Here is an 18,638-nt window from a genome sequence, read left to right on the forward strand (position 1 = left end):
CACCCTCTTTTCTTTTAGTTAGAAACTACTGTTATAAAATGTTAGCGAGTGCGAACTCGATGTTTCACAGAGAAATTGTGTTCACTAGAGAGTAAGTAAATAATACCTTCAATAAAAGATATAATGACAGGTATATAAGTCCAGCAGAAAACTAAATAAAGAATCCCTTGGAAAACCTTCCCTAAATAAAATTTATGAATACCGATACCGCCAAAAAATATAGCGAGGAAACCAGCTAAACCTTTACTTTTTATAGGCCATGAAGGATCAATACCATCATACATAGGAGCTGGTTGTGGCTGCGCTTGATAGGCAGGCTGTACTGGTTGTTGAAAAGCAGGTTGTTGCACTCTTGGTTGTTCGCTTTGGAAACTGAATTTTTCCCCGCAATATTTACATTGAGATAATGTGATATCAGCAGGTGCACCACATTGTGGACATTCGATATTGCTCAAGTTAATACCTCCAATTGTCTAAGTACATAGTCGAAAAATTAGTGTGATTAAAACTGTTAAATGGGATGAACCTGAGCACCACAGTTATTACAAAACTTAGAATTAACATCTATTTCTTGTCCACATGAACAAACTGGTTTCAGTAAACTAGTTCCACAAGTACTGCAGAATTTTGAAGATTCTTCGTTTTCATTGTGACAGGAATGACAAGTAATAACTTTTCGCACTAAATTTTCCCCACATAAATTGCAAAACTTACTGCTAGAAGAAATACTGCCATGACAAGAAGGACAAATCTTATGCGTAGGCTGATGACCAGGTTGCTGTACTTGTTGGTTCATCATGGATGCCATGCCTTGTCCTACACTCAAGCCAACTCCACCAGTTGCAAATATACCAGCTACTCCATTTTCATTTGATGCGGCTGACTCATAAACATCAAAGCTACGTTGGGTAACATAACGATTGTCTCCCATAATTTCAAACTTAGCTTTATCCTGTAAAATTTCATTAATTTCTTCAAAATCTTCTTCAGGGAAATTGATAGATTGAATATGGAAATTCGCTGTTATAAAGCCATACTTAATAAATTCTTCGGATACTTTTTCTTTTAAACTATTTGAAATGTTTTGAAGCTCTGGCGTTATTTCCAACGCAGAAATTTTCTCATTAATAATCTTATTTGCGAGTTCGGTTTTTACAGATGTAATAAGAGAACCTTTAAAATAATCCTGTACTTTTTCGAAGCTAACAATATCATCTTTATTCATAGAGCCGATCACTTCTGAAAAGAATACTAAGTAATCATCAAGTCGTAGAGCTAATTGCCCAAATGCTCTTATACGCAATTTTACAAAGTATTTTGGATCAATTAACTGAATAGGATCAGTGGTCCCCCAATATAAGTCCATTTTCACAGTGAGATTAATAAAGTAAATCTCTGCTGAGAAGGGAGTCTCCCCTCCATATGCTAAATTTACAATGTTATGAAGTATCGGTAGGTTATTCGTAGATAAAACATGTGTTCCTGCATTAAAAACATCACACATTTGACCACCTTTTACAAAAATGGCTACTTGTCCTTCATGGACGATAAGTGTGGTACCAAGTACTAACTTGTCAGTTGGATGCTTGTAAATTAACCAATCACGTGAGCGTAATCCGTCAAATTTCACTCTATCAAAAATAGGCATGAACATTAACCCCCCTATTTATTTACTAATAAATCAAAATTATAACTAGTTATATTCTCCCTTTTGAGTTTATGTATGTCAATGTTTTATCGCGCAGAAATTTGGTGCTGCCATATAAAAAAAGTGTCTTCATAATGAAAGACACCTACTTTTTATATTCACATTTTTTATTCATTCGGCTATTCCTTTTCAGCCATTGCTGCTTGTCTTGCCTTTTTCTCTGCCTTCTTTCGTTCACGTAAAGCTCGGAAAAAATCGGTTAGGATTTGACCACATTCATCAGCTAAAATTCCTTCAGATACTTCGCATTCATGGTTAAAGCGAGCATCATTTAATAAACGATAAAGTGAATCTACACAGCCTGCTTTCATATCCTTCGCACCATAAACGACACGTGGTACACGGGATTGTAGGATTGCTCCTGCGCACATGGGGCAAGGCTCAAGTGTAACGTAAAGTGTTGTTTTTTCGAGACGCCAACTGCCGATTTTTTGACAAGCCTCTTGAATAACCATTAATTCAGCATGTGTTGTTGCATTTTGTGTTGTTTCTCGTAGGTTATGAGCTCTTGCAATAATTTCCCCATCATAAACAAGGACAGCCCCTATAGGTACTTCCCCAAGTATAGCTGCTTTTTTTGCTTCCTCTAATGCTTGATTCATAAATAGACGATCTGTTTCAAAAATATCCACTAAATATCTCTCCTTAAAAGTAGTTTATCCTGCTTAATTGGTAATTGCTACTTTTAACTTCATGCATAATGTATTGACATTCCTAAAATAACCATCTATATTTATATATGAACACATGCTCATATATAAATATAGATTATTGGGGGTAAACTAATATGGATGAACAAATAAAAATAACGAATGTGGAAAATAGTCAGCATTTAGACGATGAGACATTATTCGTTGTGTCACAAACTTTTAAGGCATTAAGTGACCCGACACGAATCCGAATTTTAAATTTACTATGTGCAGATGAGCATTCCGTCAACGACATTGCTGAAATTTTAGATTTAGGACAATCGACCGTTTCTCATCAATTACGGTTTCTAAAAAATTTGCGATTAGTGAAATTTAGACGAGAAGGTACCACTTTATATTACTCCAAAGATGACGATCACATTATGAATTTATTGAAGCAGGCAATTGAGCATGCTGCACATAACTAAAGAACGGAGGGATTAATGATGGGACATAATCATGACCATGGCCATGATCATACACATGGCGCTAACAAAAAGGTGTTAATCGTATCATTTATTATTATTACTAGTTATATGGTTGTTGAAGCAATTGGTGGTTTTTTAACGAATAGTTTGGCTCTTTTATCGGATGCCGGTCATATGTTAAGTGATTCCATCTCATTAGCTATCGCCTTACTCGCGTTTGTTTTTGGAGAAAAAGCAGCAAGCTACAGTAAAACATATGGATATAAACGATTTGAAATATTAGCGGCAGTATTAAATGGCGTTACATTAATTGGGATTGCATTATTTATTTTTTATGAAGCGATCGAACGTTTTGCAAATCCTCCTGAAGTGGCTACTACAGGTATGCTTATTATTAGTACAATTGGTCTTTTGGTTAACATCTTAGTTGCATGGATTATGATGCGTGGTAGTGATACAAAGGACAATTTAAATATGCGTGGGGCTTTTTTACATGTACTGAGTGATATGCTAGGATCCGTAGGGGCTATTGTGGCTGCCTTACTAATTATGTTTTTTGGTTGGGGATGGGCTGATCCTCTAGCAAGTGTTATTGTCGCCTTATTAGTAGTAAGAAGTGGCTACTATGTTACAAAATCCGCTATTCATGTCTTAATGGAAGGAACACCTTCAAATGTCGATGTTCAGGAGATAATTCAATTAATTGAACAAACCGATGGGATAGAAAGCATCCATGATTTACACATCTGGACAATTACTAGTGGAACGAATGCTTTGTCTTGTCATGCAGTTGTAAATGAGCACTTAAAAATTGTAGATGGTGAGCATATTCTACGAAAAATTGAACATAATCTTGAGCATAAAGGTATTAAACATGTAACCATTCAATTAGAAACGGCTTCCCATCCACATGAAAGCTCGATTTTATGTCAATTGAAAAATGTACATGAACATCATCATGAATAAAAAAAAAATTTTATGGCTTGCATACCCTTCGTGGGTATAGTATGATGAAATTGAAATAGGAGGTGTAGTGAATGGAGGACATAGTAAAAGAGGATGCTTGTCATACAGAGGGAGCTACGTCTTGTCGAAAAAGCCATCACCCTGAGCGTGTAAAAAAGGATTTAACAACTCGTTTAAACCGTATAGAAGGTCAAATCCGAGGCATTAAGGGAATGATCGAAAAAGACGTTTATTGTGATGATGTTATTACGCAACTGTCTGCGACACAGTCAGCTTTGAATAGTGTAGCGAAAATTTTATTAGAAGGTCATTTAAAGGGTTGTGTTGTGGATCGCCTATCGGAGGGCGATGATGCAGTTTTAGATGAATTAGTAGTAACGATTCAAAAGTTAATGAAAAAATAGATGTTTATAAAAAAATTAAAAGGAGAGATTTATTATGCAAAATGTAACATTAAATGTACAAGGAATGTCATGTGGTCATTGTGTAAACGCGGTTGAAAAAAACGTTGGTGCTTTAGCTGGTGTTGAACAAGTAAAAGTAAATTTAGCAGAAGGTTTAGTTGATGTTGCATTTGACGATGCACAAGTATCACTTGATCAAATTAAAGAGACAATTGATGATCAAGGCTATGAAGTAAAATAAAATTTGTAGAGTGCTTCTGTGGCACTCTCTTATTTTCAATAATATATACCCCCAGTCGGTATAAGGAGAGGTGAAAGGTAAATGAGTTCTGATCATAAGGAAGCTAATTTGCAAATTACAGGGATGACATGTGCGGCCTGTGCCACTCGAATAGAAAAAGGGTTAAATAAAATGGATGGAGTAGAACAAGCAACAGTTAATTTAGCGCTTGAAAAATCATCTATTAAGTACGATCCAGCAAAGCTAAGTGAAGCAGATTTTGAAAAAAAGATAGAAGCGCTTGGCTATGGAGTAGTTAAACAAAAAACTGAACTTGATATTGCAGGAATGACATGTGCGGCCTGTGCTACTCGAATAGAAAAAGGATTAAATAAAATGAGCGGCGTATCATCTGCCAATGTCAACTTAGCTCTTGAAAAAGCAATGATTGAGTTTAACCCATCAGAGGTGAACATTGCAGATATTATTGCTAAGGTTGAGAAGTTAGGATATGGTGCCCATCAAAAAGCAGATGAGCAGGAAACAGAGGATCATCGAGAAAAGGCTATTAAGCAGCAACAACAAAAATTTATTTTATCAGCTATTCTATCCCTACCACTGCTCTGGACGATGGTTGGACATTTTTCATTTACATCGTTTTTATATGTGCCGGAAATCCTTATGAATCCATGGATTCAAATGGTGTTGGCTACACCCGTACAATTTATTATTGGTAAGCAGTTTTATGTAGGTGCATATAAAGCATTACGAAATGGCAGTGCAAATATGGATGTACTTGTTGTGATGGGGACATCAGCGGCTTATTTCTATAGTGTTTATCAAGCAATCGTGACGATAGGATCACATCATGGCCCGCACCTCTATTTTGAAACAAGCGCTGTATTAATTACATTAATTTTATTAGGTAAATTATTTGAGGCAAAAGCAAAAGGACGTTCATCCGAGGCGATAAAAAAACTGATGGGACTTCAAGCCAAAACAGCCATTGTTGTACGTGACGGTCTAGAGATGGAAGTGCCTTTAGAAGAAGTGATGATTGGTGATATCATCCTAGTTAAACCAGGAGAAAAGATACCCGTTGACGGAGAAGTTTTAGAGGGAACAACGGCTGTTGATGAATCCATGTTGACAGGAGAGAGTTTACCAGTCGATAAAAAGCAGGGCGATTCATTATTTGGATCGACTATTAATAAAAATGGTTTTATAAAAATGACAGCGACAAAGGTTGGCCGTGATACGGCACTAGCACAAATTATTAAGGTGGTAGAAGATGCCCAAGGATCAAAAGCACCAATTCAACGTTTAGCAGATCAGATCTCAGGAGTTTTTGTACCAATTGTTGTGGGCATTGCGATTGTGACATTTATCGTTTGGATTATTTGGGTACGTCCAGGAGAATTTACGCCTGCTTTAGAGGTCTTAATTGCAGTACTTGTGATTGCTTGTCCATGTGCACTTGGTTTAGCCACACCGACCTCTATCATGGCCGGTTCAGGTCGCGCCGCTGAATTTGGCATTTTATTCAAAGGTGGCGAGCATTTAGAACAAACACAAAGTATTGATACAGTCGTTGTAGATAAAACAGGGACAGTGACACATGGTAAGCCAGTACTAACGGATGTTCTTTTAGCGCCAGACCAAGAAGAAACACGCTTTTTATCATTAATTGGTGCGGCTGAAAAACAGTCGGAGCATCCACTTGCAGAGGCGATTGTTCACGGTATAGAAGAACGTGGGATTGCTTTAGGGGAAGTTCAATTTTTTGAGGCTATTCCAGGTTACGGTGTGCAGGCAACAGTCTCAGGTCAAGGTGTTGTCATTGGTACACGAAAATTAATGCAACAGTACGGCATCCAACTGGATGATATTTTACCAACAATGGAGCAATTAGAGCGAAATGGCAAAACAGCGATGTTGGCCGCAATAAATGGCCAATATGCGGGGGTAGTAGCTGTTGCTGATACAGTAAAAGATACGTCTAAGGAAGCCATTCTTCGTTTACAGAATATGGGCATTACAGTCATCATGATGACGGGAGATAATGAACGTACAGCCCAGGCAATAGGCACAGAGGTAGGCGTGAACCAAGTTATTGCGGAAGTTTTACCTGAAGGAAAAGCAGATGAGGTGAAAAAACTTCAAGACCAGGGTAAAAATGTAGCAATGGTTGGCGACGGTATTAATGATGCACCTGCGCTGGCAACGGCCAATATTGGTATGGCCATTGGAACAGGGACAGATGTGGCGATGGAAGCGGCAGATATTACCTTAATCCGTGGTGATCTAAATAGTATTGCGGATGCCATTCTTATGAGTAGAAAAACAATGCGTAATATTAAACAAAATCTGTTTTGGGCATTTGCTTACAATACATTAGGTATTCCGATTGCTGCAATTGGTCTGCTTGCTCCGTGGGTGGCAGGTGCGGCAATGGCTTTTAGTTCTGTATCGGTTGTATTAAATGCTCTACGTTTACAGCGAGTGAAATTGTAAAATGAAAAGGCATTGGGATGCATATTCTCAATGCTTTTTTTCTATTTATACGGAGGGAAATCTCCTGCTTAATTTTCTAGAATAATAGGTTGATTCTGTTTTTCATTTTCTCACTATGATAAAATGAAAGGTACTGACTCATTTATGTAGAACACAATAATCGAATCCATAGAACAAAAGGAGGAGCTTCTGGTGACGGTTCCATTTGTTACGGTAGAAGGTCCGATTGGTGTTGGTAAAACCTCTTTATCGAAAGAGATAGCGGCGACATTTAATTACCATCTATTAAAAGAAATTGTAGACGAAAACCCTTTTTTAAATAAGTTTTATGAAAACATTGAGGAGTGGAGTTTCCAAACGGAAATGTTCTTCCTTTGTAATCGCTATAAGCAATTAACGGACATTAAAAAATTCCGATTTGCTCATGCCAAGCCAGTTGTAGCAGATTATCATATTTTTAAAAATTTAATATTTGCGAAGCGTACACTGGCATCTACCGAATACGAAAAGTATGAGGAAATATATCAAATATTAACAAAAGATATGCCTGTTCCTAATGTAGTTGTTTATTTACATGCAAGCGTTGAAACATTGATGAAACGGATTGCCATGCGTGGACGAGATTTTGAAAAAATGATATCACGCGATTATATGGAGCAGCTCGTAACCGATTATCATTCTTTTATCGAACATTTTGAGAAAATGCATCCTGAAATACCAGTTATTCGATTTAATGGAGATCAGCTCGATTTTGTTAAAAATCCAGACGATTTAAATTATGTTTTAAAAATTATTAAGGATACGTTACAAAAAAGGAGTTTGCAATAATGAATTTAAGAGAGAAATACGATATTCCTCCACAAACGGTCATCACGATTGCCGGTACTGTAGGCGTAGGAAAGTCTACGATGACAAAAGCTTTAGCAGAAGCATTAAATTTCCGTACATCATTCGAAAAAGTAGATACAAATCCGTATCTTGATAAATTTTATGAGGACTTTGAAAAATGGAGCTTCCATTTACAAGTCTACTTTTTGGCAGAGCGTTTTAAGGAACAGAAACGTATTTTTGAGTATGGTGGAGGATTTATACAAGACCGTTCTATTTATGAAGATACTGGGATATTCGCTAAAATGCATTATGATAAGGGAACAATGAGCCCAACAGATTATGAAACATACACAAATTTATTTGATGCTATGGTCATGACACCGTATTTCCCACATCCAGATTTACTTGTTTATCTAGAGGGACCGATTGATGCTGTTATTGGGCGTATACAAGAACGAGGGCGCGCAATGGAGCAACAAACGCCAAATGATTATTGGATAGAAATGCATGAACGTTATGAAAACTGGGTTAATAATTTTAATTCCTGTCCAGTTCTACGTTTAGATATTAATGATTATGATTTATTAAAAAATCCGGATGCAATTGAATCAATTGTGAGCCGTATCAGTCATATGCTAAAACAAACAAGCCATTTAAGAAAATAGAAGCGCAAAAAACGACCAAAGAACGTGAAACAATACATAGCTGATTGTTTCACGTTTTTTGAATAGGAGGGATTACTATAAGAATTGCAGTGTATTGCGGATCTGGTATAGGTAAAAGTCCAGTGTATGGGGAGAAAGCTACAGAGCTAGGTACAGTATTAGTTAAGCACGGACATAGTGTTGTTTACGGTGGTTCCAAAATGGGGTTAATGGGAAAGGTAGCAGATGCTGTTTTAGCCGCAGGTGGAGAGGTTATTGGTGTTATGCCAACCAATTTACAAAAGCGGGAACTGGCTCATGCTACATTAACAGAAATTCATTTTGTTGAGTCTATGCATATTCGGAAAGCTAAAATGGCGGAGCTGGCTGATGCATTTATTGCTCTTCCAGGAGGTGCAGGAACTTTAGACGAATATTTCGAAGTTTTTACTTGGGCACAAATTGGCCTTCATGAAAAACCTGTCATTTTATATAATGTAAATGGTTTTTATGATGCACTCTTACAGCATTTTAAAATAATGCTAGAGGAAGGATTTATACGACCTGAACAAAAGTCCTTTTTCCGTATAGCAACTACTCCAGAGGAAATAGTACGTTTACTAAAAAAACATGGGTGAACATTGCCCATGTTTTTTATAATATAAAATAAACGGTAAAAAATAGAAATGGATGAGGTGGATTATGCAAGGTGCAGATACTCAAGTAACCGATGATTTGGTAGTACAAGCCATTGAACGCAATATAGCAATTATACGTTTTGATATGGATCGAAGGGTAGCCTATGTGAATGAACTGTTTGCTAGAACATTAGGCTATACAGTACAAGAGATGTTAGGAAAGAATCATAAAGATTTTTGTTTACCAAATTTCGTTCACAGTCCAGCATACGAAAAATTTTGGCGCAATTTAGTAGCAGGAAATAGTTATCAGGACAAAATTGAGAGAATTGATGCAAATGGCCAAAGGATTTGGCTTGAGGCTACGTATATGCCTGTTTTCGCCAACCATACAAATAAAGTAATTGGTGTTTCAAAAATTGCTACAAATATTACTGAACGTCAAAATGAAATAACAAATGTAGCCGATCAATTGAAGGAAATGTCTAATGAGCTTCATCAACGCTCAGAGGCTGGTATTCAAAATAGTCAAGAATTACTGAGCACCATCCAAGCGGTTTCTCAGGAGTCAAAAGAAAATGTTAGCAATTTGGCACAGCTAAAAAATCAAGCAGTTTCCATTAAAGGGATTGTGAAAACCATTCAAGAGATTGCTTCTCAAACAAATTTATTAGCTTTAAATGCAGCTATTGAAGCTGCACGGGCTGGGGATTATGGCCGAGGCTTTGATGTAGTGGCAAAAGAGGTGCGCAAGCTTTCTGTCAGGGTAGAGCAATCCATTTCAGAGGTGAAGGATCATATAGAGGGGATAGAGCGGGAAATTAATCAAGTGACAGACAGTATTACAAAGATAGCTGAAAAAGTAGAAAAAACAAATGAACAAATTACTATTACAACTAAAGATTTTAATGAAATTGCATCTGCGGCTGAAGCTTTAGACGAGCAGTCCAAGCAATTTATTGAAATTATTTAATGTTCCATATTGCCCCATCTGCAGACTAGATGGTGGACTAATTTACAATATTTTGGTAGATATGTTGAAATAGTATAAGTTTTTTCATTACAATATTTGTGTAAGACGTTCATTAATCATAATAGGGGTGTTATGGATGACAAAAGTGGAAGTAAGTTTTCAGCATCTACCAACAACAGCTATTTCAGATGCGACAGGTGGACATACGAATTTGTGTAGTACGATTAAACCGCTAGCCAATCATTTTAAAATTGCTGGGCGTGCGGTAACTGTACGATTACCAGATGGTGAAAATGGTGCAGTGTTGGAGGCTATTCGAGTGGCCAATGAAGGTGATATTTTGGTTATTGATGCAAAAGGAAACACCAATCGAGCGGTAGCAGGAGATTTTGTGGTGTCCTTAGCAAAAGGTATTGGTGTACAAGGCTTTGTAGTTGACGGTGTAATTCGTGATATTGCCGCTATTCGTGAGCTAGATTTCCCTGTATTCGCTTTAGGTACTACAGTAGCTGCTGGTAATAAAAATGGTGGTGGCAAAGTAAATGTACCCATTGCCATTGGAGGAGTAACAGTTCACCCAGGCGACTATATAATTGGAGATGTGGATGGTGTCATTGTCGTACCACAGCAAGATGCTGAAAAAGTGATTGAAGCTGCAGAGGAAAAGATACTTAAAGATGAAAAACGTGCGCAAGAAGCACATGTAAATGGCAAAAAATCTATTGTTGCGTATTTAGATAAAGTACTTGGAAATTAAAAAAACGCTCACGATGCCATCCTACATCGTGAGCGTTTTTTATTTTATGCTAAATTCTCATTTTCATTAAAGTAATTCTTCATTTTTTCGCGATCGAAACGGCCTTCCCATTTCGCCATTACTAATGACGCTAATGAGTTACCAATTACGTTAACAACTGTACGTCCCATATCAAGAATACGGTCAATACCAGCGATAAATGCTAGACCTTCTAACGGAATGCCGACAGTACCTAAAGTGGCTAGAAGTACTACGAAAGATACCCCTGGAACCCCTGCAATCCCTTTCGATGTAACCATCAATACAAGCATTAACGTAATTTGTTCACCAATGCTTAGGTGAATACCGTACATTTGCGCAATAAATAATGCCGCAATCGCTTGGTATAGCGTTGAGCCGTCTAAGTTAAAGGAGTAACCGGTTGGGATAACAAAGGATACAATATCCTTCGGAGCGCCTAATTTCTCCATTTTTAACATAATACGCGGTAATACAGCTTCAGAACTTGCTGTTGAGAATGCTAAGATTAGCTCATCTTTCAGCACTTTAATTAAATAGAAGATGCTGATTCCTGCGAATTTTGCCACAAGGCCAAGAACAACAAAGATAAAGAATAACATAGTTGCATAAACAAGAATGGCTAATTTGGCAAGTGGCACCAGTGAGGCAAACCCATATTTGGAAACGGTTACACCAATTAAACCAAATACCCCGATTGGAGCAAACTTCATTACGAGGTTAGTTACCCAGAACATCGCATCTGCTACCCCTTGGAAGAAGTCTAAGACTGGCTTTCCTCGATCGCCAACTGCTGCGACTCCTAAACCAAAAATAACTGAGAAGAAAATAATCGCAAGCATATTACCCTCAGCCATAGACTGAATAATATTTGTTGGGACAATACCTACAATTATATCGAAGGGCCCCTCATGCTGTACTTCCTCAGTCGTTGTAACATATTTCGAGATATCTCCTTGAGATAATTCGTTCATGTTTATTCCTGCACCAGGTTGGAAAATATTCGCGGAAAGTAATCCGACTAAAATAGCGACAGTCGTAATAATTTCAAAGTAAATAATGGATTTCCCGCCTAATCGCCCAAGCTGCTTCATGTCTCCAGTACCAGCAACACCTACGATTAATGTAGAAATAATAATCGGTACAACAATCATCTTAATAAGATGTAAAAAGATATCCCCTAATGGTTGTAAATATGTCTCAATCTTGGGGTTTCCATAAAAAATACCACCAACAATGATCCCTAAAATCAAGCCGATTAAAATTTGAGCGGCTAGACTGATTTTAAATCTCTTCTTCAAACCCTTTGTACCCCCTGATATTAAATTTTTAGGACACGCCTTACTTTAATAATACGGAGGACTTATGGAATCCGACAAAATCCGAGAAAATTAATTTAATTTTGTTAAAATGTCTGAATATAGCACTTGTATAAACTTCTTAATATTTACCTTTGCTTTACGATTGTCATGATCTTCAATCTGAGTCATGAGTTGACGAATTTCTTTAAAATCGAAGTAGCGAGGGGCATAGTATTCAAACTCAGAGTTGGTGTAATCGACAACACCTAAGTTTGCGAGATTAATCATGGCAGCTAATATCGTTCTGCGCACACGCTGTTCTATGGCTTTACTTTCCTTTAAAATGTCATCAGGTGTTGCCTTTGTTACAGCAGCGATTTCTTCATAAAGCTCCTTTAATGGGGGGAGGGGTGCAATCTTATGCTGATGAGCAAGTAAAGTTTCGATAATAGCTATAATATCCTCGCTCCCAATCTCACCGACAATACCCATATCATTTAATATGGACTGAATATGGTCTCGTGAAGTTGCTTTATTTGCTTTTTGCTCACTTAATTCAATATTTGTAAGTGATTGACGAATAACTAACAATGAATTTTTCAGCCGAAATTGTTCTGTAGTTTTTTTCAAAACATTTTCAACCTCAATGCGGTTAATCGGTTTATGAATGAAGAAATCTATTCCTTGCTCATAAGCCTCACCAACCATTTCTTTATTCACAACCTGAGAAATCATTATAAATTGACCCTCAAAGCGATTTTGAATAAGATGTTCGACTGTGGCTATACCATCAAGCTTTGGCATCAGTAAATCGATTAGCACAATCTCAGGCTGGGTCATTAAAATTTGTGGTATGGCATCCTCTCCATTGCGAGCTTCGCCAATCACTGTACCTAACCCACTATCTTCAATAATTTGTTTTAACATGACACGACTTGCGCGATCGTCGTCTACAATAAAATACCTCATTTAAGTCTCTCCCGTTTGAATAGTTTGCGTAGGAATTATGATTTTAAACGTTGTGTATTGATTGTTTGATTCAACGGTTATGGAGCCTTTTAATTTTTCTATTAGTTCAGCAACATGTGAAAGGCCAATGCCAGTTGCTGCGACACCTTCTACATTATATTTTGTGGTAAATCCAGGTTCAAAAATAATAGAAAAATCATTCTGTGAAATTCCCTTTCCATTGTCACATATTGTTACTACAGTATTATCCTCTTGTCGTTGAATAGCAATAGAAATGATACCTTGTTCTTCGATAGCCTCCACTGCATTGGCAGTTAAATTATTTAAAAGCGCAAGCAGTGCAATATGTTCCTTTGTTTGAAAATCGAAGTCTATACTTGTTTCAAACTGTATATTCTTCCCAAGTAATTCAGCGTACTTACTATTACCGTCTTCGATATAATGTAATAATTCTGATAATATAAAAGGCCCGAAGCTTCTCTCACCAACAATCTTTGAAATGCCCGCATAGATGCGTTGTGAATCCTTTTTCACTTCATGAATTTCCTGGGCAATATGAAGAGCTTGCAAGCTTTCCGCTCGATATCCTTGAGCTTTTAATTGCCGATATAATTCAAAACCGCTAGCTGTTATGGTTTCAATATGGTTCATGGATTTCTTTAAATACAGAGTCTCAACGTAGAGGTCAGATCCAATATTCAGCATCTCTTGTACACGTTTTTTTTGTTCGGCGATCAATATAGAGCTATAAATACCAACTACAAAAAAGCTTCGTAATAAGGCCACTGCTAATAGGATCAAAAGGTCGTGAAGAAATAAAAATGTATAAGTTTGTACAAAAAATCGGAAAATTTGTTCGGCTAAGTTACTAATGACCTCACTAAAAGCGACGAGTAAACCAAGCTTTAGTGGTTTTTCTCTATATGTTTGAACATCTAAAATTTGTAGGCATATAGCAAACAATACATAAAATAATCCTGCTGGTAAATGGTTAAATATGCTCTCTAATACGGGTATATCATGTAAATAGGAATTAAAAACACGAAAAATGATTGTCACTATACTTGTAGCAAACCCAGCTAAAATAATGGGAGTGGGTTTAATTAATGTGCATAAGAAAAAGATAATGGTGCCTAAACCAAAGCGAAATGTCGTATTGGCAAACGGCATAATTTTAATTTCACTACCAATTGCGGTCAAAACAGCAATCAGAATAACCCAAGTGAGGGAAGTGCGAGCTATATTTCTTTTCGATGGCAATTTGACAACCTCCCATAAGCGATATAATAAAAAAATACCACAACCGAGACGGAAGTGGTATTTAACAAGTCATACATACAATTTTGGCAAAAAAAAACGGCTACATTCGTAGTCGGAAATTAAAAACTGGAGGAGGTAGAGGGATTCGAACCCCCGCGCGGTGTTACCCGCCTGTCGGTTTTCAAGACCGATCCCTTCAGCCAGACTTGGGTATACCTCCATGTTATATTGCTTTGCTGTCTTTCGACAAAAATAAATTTATCATAATTTAAAAACCAAGTCAATAATTTTTTTACAAAATATCGTGATGTTAAAAATACATAGGTAATAAATAATTTGTGCATTAAGTTGCAATTTATACAAACAGTAAGTATACTAGTTATTGCCGTGCTAGGTGGGAAGGTAGCGGTGTCCTGTAACTCGCAATCCGCTCTAGCGAGACTGAATTCCTTTTTCGAGGCTGTCCGTATTGTTTGGTCTGCCTTCTGCACGTAGTGTTGACGATTGGGTCCTGCGCAATGGATACCCATGAACCATGTCAGGTCCGGAAGGAAGCAGCATTAAGTGGTCATATCCATGTGCCGCGGGGTTGCCTAATCTGAGCTAACGACAGGAGTAACGCTTATGTGCGGCTGTCAAGGAAAGGTGCACGGCATTAAATTGCCAACTCAAAGCATCCGTCTACTTTAAAGGCGGATGCTTTTTTTATTTTTATTTAGTAACTTCATTTTATATATAAGGCAGCAAATGCTATAATTAAGACTATTCTATTTAATGGAGAAGGGGAGAGAAAAACAGTGACGTATCAAGCATTTTACCGTGTGTATCGGCCGCAATCTTTTCGAGAGATGTCCGGTCAAGCGCATGTCAAAAGAACGCTACAAAATGCTCTCCTAGCGAATAAAACGACGCATGCTTACCTTTTTTCTGGGCCACGTGGTACAGGGAAGACGAGTACAGCTAAAATTTTTGCAAAAGCTTTAAATTGTGAACATGCGCCTGCAAAAGAGCCCTGTAACGAATGTGCTACATGTATAAGTATTACGGACGGTTCGCATCCTGATGTCATTGAATTTGACGCAGCTTCAAATTCACGTGTTGAAGAGATTAGAGATATTATAGAAAAAGTTCGTTTTGCTCCTGCAAGCAGCAGATACAAGGTGTACATTATTGATGAAGTGCATATGCTCTCTACAAGTGCTTTTAACGCTCTTTTGAAAACTTTAGAAGAGCCGCCTCCTCATGCAGTATTTATTTTAGCAACAACAGAGCCTCATAAATTGCCTGCAACAATTATTTCTCGTTGTCAGCGCTTTGATTTCAAACGACTTTCTACCAATGATATTATTGAACGTATGAAAGTTGTCTTAGAAGATATTGAGCTGCCATATGAGGAGCAAGGCTTAAAGGTAATAGCGCAATCTGCTGCTGGGGGAATGCGTGATGCTTTAAGTTTATTGGACCAAGTAGTATCTTTCAGCGGAGAGAAGCTAAAGCTTGAGGATACATTATTAGTTACAGGTTCAATAAGTCAGGATGTTTTTTATAATTTAGCCGAGGCACTTAAAGCGAAAGATGTTGCACAAATGCTTGCGCTATTAGAACAACTAATTGCTGATGGTAAAGATCCACTGCGTCTTTCAGAAGATTTAATTACATTTTTCCGAGATTTATTATTACTTCAAACAAGTGATGATTTAGCTGAATTATTAGAGCTCGTGTCTCCTGAGGAACGTGTATTATCCTTGGCGCATGAATTTGCACCGAATATGCTTTATGGCTATATCGATATACTTGCGAAAACTCAACAAGAAATGCGCTTTTCTCACCATACGAAAATCTATTTAGAAACGGCATTACTTAAAATGGTACAGTTTTCGGGAGGGAGCACTAATCAAGCGGTAACTACAACGAGCGATACGGCTATTAGCCCTGATCTTGCTCAAAAAATTGTAGCGCTTGAGCAGATGGTTCAACAATTATCCGTACAATTACAATCAGGTGCTCCTGTGCAAGCATCGCAAACACCCAAAGAGCAAAGACCGCGTGCTAAAAATCCAAACGGCTATAAGGCTCCGACAGGTCGTATTCAAGAGGTACTAAAGGACGCTACAAAGCAAGATGTTCAACGTATAAAATCGATTTGGGCACAAGCACTAAATCAATTGCAAAAATCTCAATCTGCACTTTTAGCTGAAGCCGAACCAGTTGCGGCATCTTCAAGTGCTTTTGTGTTAAAATTCAAGTATGATATTCATTGTCAGATGGTTGCAGATAATCAGTCTTTAAAGGGCCACTTTACCCAATTAATTGCCGGACAAACTGGTACAATGTACGAGATGCTTTGTATACCAGAGGAATCTTGGTTAAAAATGCGTGAAGAGTTTATCCGTGATCATAGTATGCAGCACAAAAAAACATCAGCTGCATCAGAGAATGGTGAGGAATTATTAGAACCACCACCGGCAGAAATGTCGGATGAGCCATTTATCGATGATGCTCAGCCACTTGCTTCACAGGACCCACTTGTGACAGAGGCTGAAAATCTCTTTGGTAAAGATTTTGTTGAAATTATGGAAGATTAAATTTTAGGAGGAAAACATGTATGCGCGGAATGGGAAATATGCAAGGTATGATGAAAAAAATGCAAAAAATGCAAAAGGAAATGATGGAGGCTCAAGAGGCTCTCAATGCAGAGCAATTTGAAGGTGTTGCTGGTGGCGGCATGGTAAAAGTAACTGTGTCTGGTCAACGTGAAGTTGTGTCAGTAAATCTTGATGAATCTGTAGTAGATCCAGAGGATATTGAAATGCTACAAGACTTAATCGTTATTGCTACTAATGAGGCATTAAAAAAGGTAGAAGAAAAAACGAACTCAACGATGGGTAAATTCACTCAAGGCTTAAACCTTCCATTCTAGGAGGTATTCATATGTACTACCCAGAACCAATATCAAAATTGATCGATAGTTTTATGAAATTGCCAGGTATCGGGCCGAAAACTGCGGCTCGTCTGGCGTTTTTTGTGTTATCAATGAAGGAAGAAGATGTCTTATCTTTTTCTAAAGCATTAGTTGATGCTAAACGAAATTTAAGCTACTGTTCCGTTTGTGGCAATATTACGGATGTAGACCCATGTCACATATGTACAGATAAACAACGAGATCATTCGATTATTTGTGTTGTTCAAGATACAAAAGATGTGATTGCGATGGAAAAAATGCGTGACTATAATGGCATGTACCATGTGCTGCAAGGTGCGATATCACCGATGGATGGCATTGGTCCAGAGGATATTAATGTCGCTTCCTTGTTAGTCCGGTTGCACGATGAAAGTGTCCAAGAGCTTATTCTAGCTACGAATTCAACTATTGAAGGCGAGGCAACAGCTATGTATATATCTCGCCTTGTCAAACCATCAGGTATTCGTACGACCCGCATTGCGCATGGATTGCCAGTAGGTGGGGATTTAGAATATGCTGATGAGGTAACGTTATCTAAGGCGATGGAAGGTCGACGTGAGCTGTGAGTGAGGGATTAATATGTTCTTCCGTAGTAAAGGAAAGCTAAAAAAAGAGTTCGATAATAGGCTCGTAAATCTTATAAAAGAAACAAAAGAAGATTTACAGCAGGCTAAGATAATAGAAGAATTAATGGACGACTATGATCTAGGGGCGATCGCTCAACGAAAAGCGGCAGAAAGCATTCATTTTTATTTATTTAAAGAAGCTAGAATTCGCAGAGTGTTAATTAAATAGTTCTATTGGCCATTCATAGAAGCAATACAGGAAACATAAACTTTCATAATTATTTTTTTGAGGGGGTAACCATATGTCTTGGTTAGTAATTATGAGTATTTGTGTTCCTGTAGGGCTTCTTTTTCTTTATGTCATAATAAGACATGCTAAGCTTGGCAAAATCTTAGAAGGATTATCTGTTTTTTGGTTTCGATTTGCATTTGCATTCCTATTATTATTTATGATTCATTTAGGTATCGGTTATATAGGATATAATGTGCCGATTAATCTTTTCTCTGTCTTAACAATTGCCGTTTTAGGTATTCCGGGGGTTCTAGGAATAACCGCTTTAATATTTATTTTATAAAATGCTTGCAATATAATAATATTATGGTATAGTTATAGAAGTCGCCAATACAACTGGTTGAAACGAACATAAATTAAAAAATATGTTGACACAGTGTGTGTGACGTGATACTATATGAGAGTTGCTGTTGAAAAAGCAACGACGAACAATATGAACCTTGAAAACTGAACAAGCAAAACGTAATCAATAAAGTTCTTAGTAGCTAGCCTAGCTAG

The 18,638-nt window shown here is 37.5% G+C and carries 21 protein-coding genes, 1 tRNA gene and 1 other RNA gene; 16 read left to right on the forward strand and 7 right to left on the reverse strand.

Features of this window, described 5'->3' with window-relative positions; all coding sequences use genetic code 11:
- Nucleotides 1-41 precede the first annotated feature (41 nt).
- The 3 genes from PI85_RS24740 to tadA all read right to left on the reverse strand — a co-directional run bounded on the left by PI85_RS24740 (nt 42) and on the right by tadA (nt 2,340).
- Entirely contained in the window at nt 42-284 is a 243-nt protein-coding gene (locus PI85_RS24740; RefSeq protein ID WP_200878325.1) for a TM2 domain-containing protein, read from the reverse strand.
- Nucleotides 285-511: 227 nt separating this feature from the next.
- The gene (locus PI85_RS21280) at nt 512-1,648 is read right to left on the reverse strand and encodes an SPFH domain-containing protein (RefSeq protein WP_036121969.1); all 1,137 of its coding nucleotides are present in this window, start codon (nt 1,646-1,648) and stop codon (nt 512-514) included.
- Between the two features lie 179 nt (nt 1,649-1,827).
- Nucleotides 1,828-2,340: a tRNA adenosine(34) deaminase TadA gene (tadA, locus tag PI85_RS21285; RefSeq protein ID WP_200886589.1), complete on the reverse strand. Its 513-nt coding sequence runs from the start codon at nt 2,338-2,340 to the stop codon at nt 1,828-1,830.
- A 155-nt stretch (nt 2,341-2,495) separates the two neighbouring features.
- Between tadA and PI85_RS21290 the strand changes: the two genes are divergently transcribed.
- From PI85_RS21290 to PI85_RS21335, 10 genes are all read left to right on the forward strand, one after another.
- Entirely contained in the window at nt 2,496-2,825 is a 330-nt protein-coding gene (locus PI85_RS21290) for a metalloregulator ArsR/SmtB family transcription factor (RefSeq protein WP_025117719.1), read from the forward strand.
- A gap of 18 nt (nt 2,826-2,843) precedes the next feature.
- The gene (locus PI85_RS21295) at nt 2,844-3,791 is read left to right on the forward strand and encodes a cation diffusion facilitator family transporter (RefSeq protein ID WP_036121972.1); all 948 of its coding nucleotides are present in this window, start codon (nt 2,844-2,846) and stop codon (nt 3,789-3,791) included.
- Nucleotides 3,792-3,862: 71 nt separating this feature from the next.
- Nucleotides 3,863-4,195 (forward strand): metal-sensitive transcriptional regulator, encoded by a 333-nt coding sequence (locus PI85_RS21300; RefSeq protein WP_008179668.1) that lies wholly within the window; start codon nt 3,863-3,865, stop codon nt 4,193-4,195.
- Nucleotides 4,196-4,229: 34 nt separating this feature from the next.
- The gene (gene copZ / locus PI85_RS21305; RefSeq protein ID WP_036121975.1) at nt 4,230-4,436 is read left to right on the forward strand and encodes a copper chaperone CopZ; all 207 of its coding nucleotides are present in this window, start codon (nt 4,230-4,232) and stop codon (nt 4,434-4,436) included.
- A gap of 81 nt (nt 4,437-4,517) precedes the next feature.
- Nucleotides 4,518-6,929: a heavy metal translocating P-type ATPase gene (locus tag PI85_RS21310; protein ID WP_036121978.1), complete on the forward strand. Its 2,412-nt coding sequence runs from the start codon at nt 4,518-4,520 to the stop codon at nt 6,927-6,929.
- 192 nt (nt 6,930-7,121) lie between these two features.
- The gene (locus tag PI85_RS21315; protein ID WP_036121980.1) at nt 7,122-7,757 is read left to right on the forward strand and encodes a deoxynucleoside kinase; all 636 of its coding nucleotides are present in this window, start codon (nt 7,122-7,124) and stop codon (nt 7,755-7,757) included.
- A complete protein-coding gene (locus PI85_RS21320; RefSeq protein ID WP_008179676.1) occupies nt 7,757-8,425 on the forward strand; it encodes a deoxynucleoside kinase in 669 nt (222 codons plus the stop codon). The genes PI85_RS21315 and PI85_RS21320 overlap by 1 nt, the downstream gene beginning before the upstream one ends.
- Nucleotides 8,426-8,502: 77 nt before the next feature.
- Entirely contained in the window at nt 8,503-9,042 is a 540-nt protein-coding gene (locus tag PI85_RS21325) for a TIGR00730 family Rossman fold protein (RefSeq protein WP_200886590.1), read from the forward strand.
- Between the two features lie 64 nt (nt 9,043-9,106).
- Entirely contained in the window at nt 9,107-10,015 is a 909-nt protein-coding gene (locus PI85_RS21330) for a methyl-accepting chemotaxis protein (protein ID WP_036121987.1), read from the forward strand.
- 136 nt (nt 10,016-10,151) lie between these two features.
- On the forward strand, nt 10,152-10,772 hold the full coding sequence (locus tag PI85_RS21335) for an RraA family protein (RefSeq protein ID WP_036121990.1): 621 nt from the start codon (nt 10,152-10,154) through the stop codon (nt 10,770-10,772).
- Between the two features lie 44 nt (nt 10,773-10,816).
- Here the strand turns inward: PI85_RS21335 and PI85_RS21340 are convergent, their stop codons facing one another.
- The 4 genes from PI85_RS21340 to PI85_RS21355 all read right to left on the reverse strand — a co-directional run bounded on the left by PI85_RS21340 (nt 10,817) and on the right by PI85_RS21355 (nt 14,540).
- Nucleotides 10,817-12,091 carry a cation:dicarboxylate symporter family transporter gene (locus PI85_RS21340; protein WP_036121995.1) on the reverse strand — a complete coding sequence of 425 codons (1,275 nt, stop codon included), beginning with the start codon at nt 12,089-12,091 and terminating at the stop codon, nt 10,817-10,819.
- Nucleotides 12,092-12,181: 90 nt separating this feature from the next.
- Nucleotides 12,182-13,060 carry a response regulator gene (locus tag PI85_RS21345; protein ID WP_008179686.1) on the reverse strand — a complete coding sequence of 293 codons (879 nt, stop codon included), beginning with the start codon at nt 13,058-13,060 and terminating at the stop codon, nt 12,182-12,184.
- Entirely contained in the window at nt 13,061-14,320 is a 1,260-nt protein-coding gene (locus tag PI85_RS21350) for a sensor histidine kinase (protein ID WP_042737492.1), read from the reverse strand.
- Between the two features lie 127 nt (nt 14,321-14,447).
- A tRNA-Ser gene (locus PI85_RS21355) sits at nt 14,448-14,540 on the reverse strand.
- 165 nt (nt 14,541-14,705) lie between these two features.
- Between PI85_RS21355 and ffs the strand changes: the two genes are divergently transcribed.
- From ffs to PI85_RS21380, 6 genes are all read left to right on the forward strand, one after another.
- Nucleotides 14,706-14,973: signal recognition particle sRNA large type (gene ffs / locus PI85_RS24085), an RNA gene on the forward strand.
- Nucleotides 14,974-15,117: 144 nt separating this feature from the next.
- The gene (gene dnaX, locus PI85_RS21360) at nt 15,118-16,905 is read left to right on the forward strand and encodes a DNA polymerase III subunit gamma/tau (protein WP_036121998.1); all 1,788 of its coding nucleotides are present in this window, start codon (nt 15,118-15,120) and stop codon (nt 16,903-16,905) included.
- A 20-nt stretch (nt 16,906-16,925) separates the two neighbouring features.
- On the forward strand, nt 16,926-17,240 hold the full coding sequence (locus PI85_RS21365; protein ID WP_004233957.1) for a YbaB/EbfC family nucleoid-associated protein: 315 nt from the start codon (nt 16,926-16,928) through the stop codon (nt 17,238-17,240).
- 11 nt (nt 17,241-17,251) lie between these two features.
- Nucleotides 17,252-17,848, forward strand: a complete 597-nt coding sequence (recR, locus tag PI85_RS21370; protein ID WP_036122001.1) for a recombination mediator RecR — start codon at nt 17,252-17,254, stop codon at nt 17,846-17,848.
- A gap of 13 nt (nt 17,849-17,861) precedes the next feature.
- Nucleotides 17,862-18,077 (forward strand): YaaL family protein, encoded by a 216-nt coding sequence (locus PI85_RS21375; RefSeq protein ID WP_036122003.1) that lies wholly within the window; start codon nt 17,862-17,864, stop codon nt 18,075-18,077.
- Between the two features lie 73 nt (nt 18,078-18,150).
- Nucleotides 18,151-18,423 (forward strand): pro-sigmaK processing inhibitor BofA family protein, encoded by a 273-nt coding sequence (locus PI85_RS21380; RefSeq protein ID WP_008179699.1) that lies wholly within the window; start codon nt 18,151-18,153, stop codon nt 18,421-18,423.
- Nucleotides 18,424-18,638 lie beyond the last annotated feature (215 nt).

It is taken from the genome of Lysinibacillus sp. A1 (assembly GCF_000801965.1).
Taxonomy (GTDB): domain Bacteria; phylum Bacillota; class Bacilli; order Bacillales_A; family Planococcaceae; genus Lysinibacillus; species Lysinibacillus fusiformis.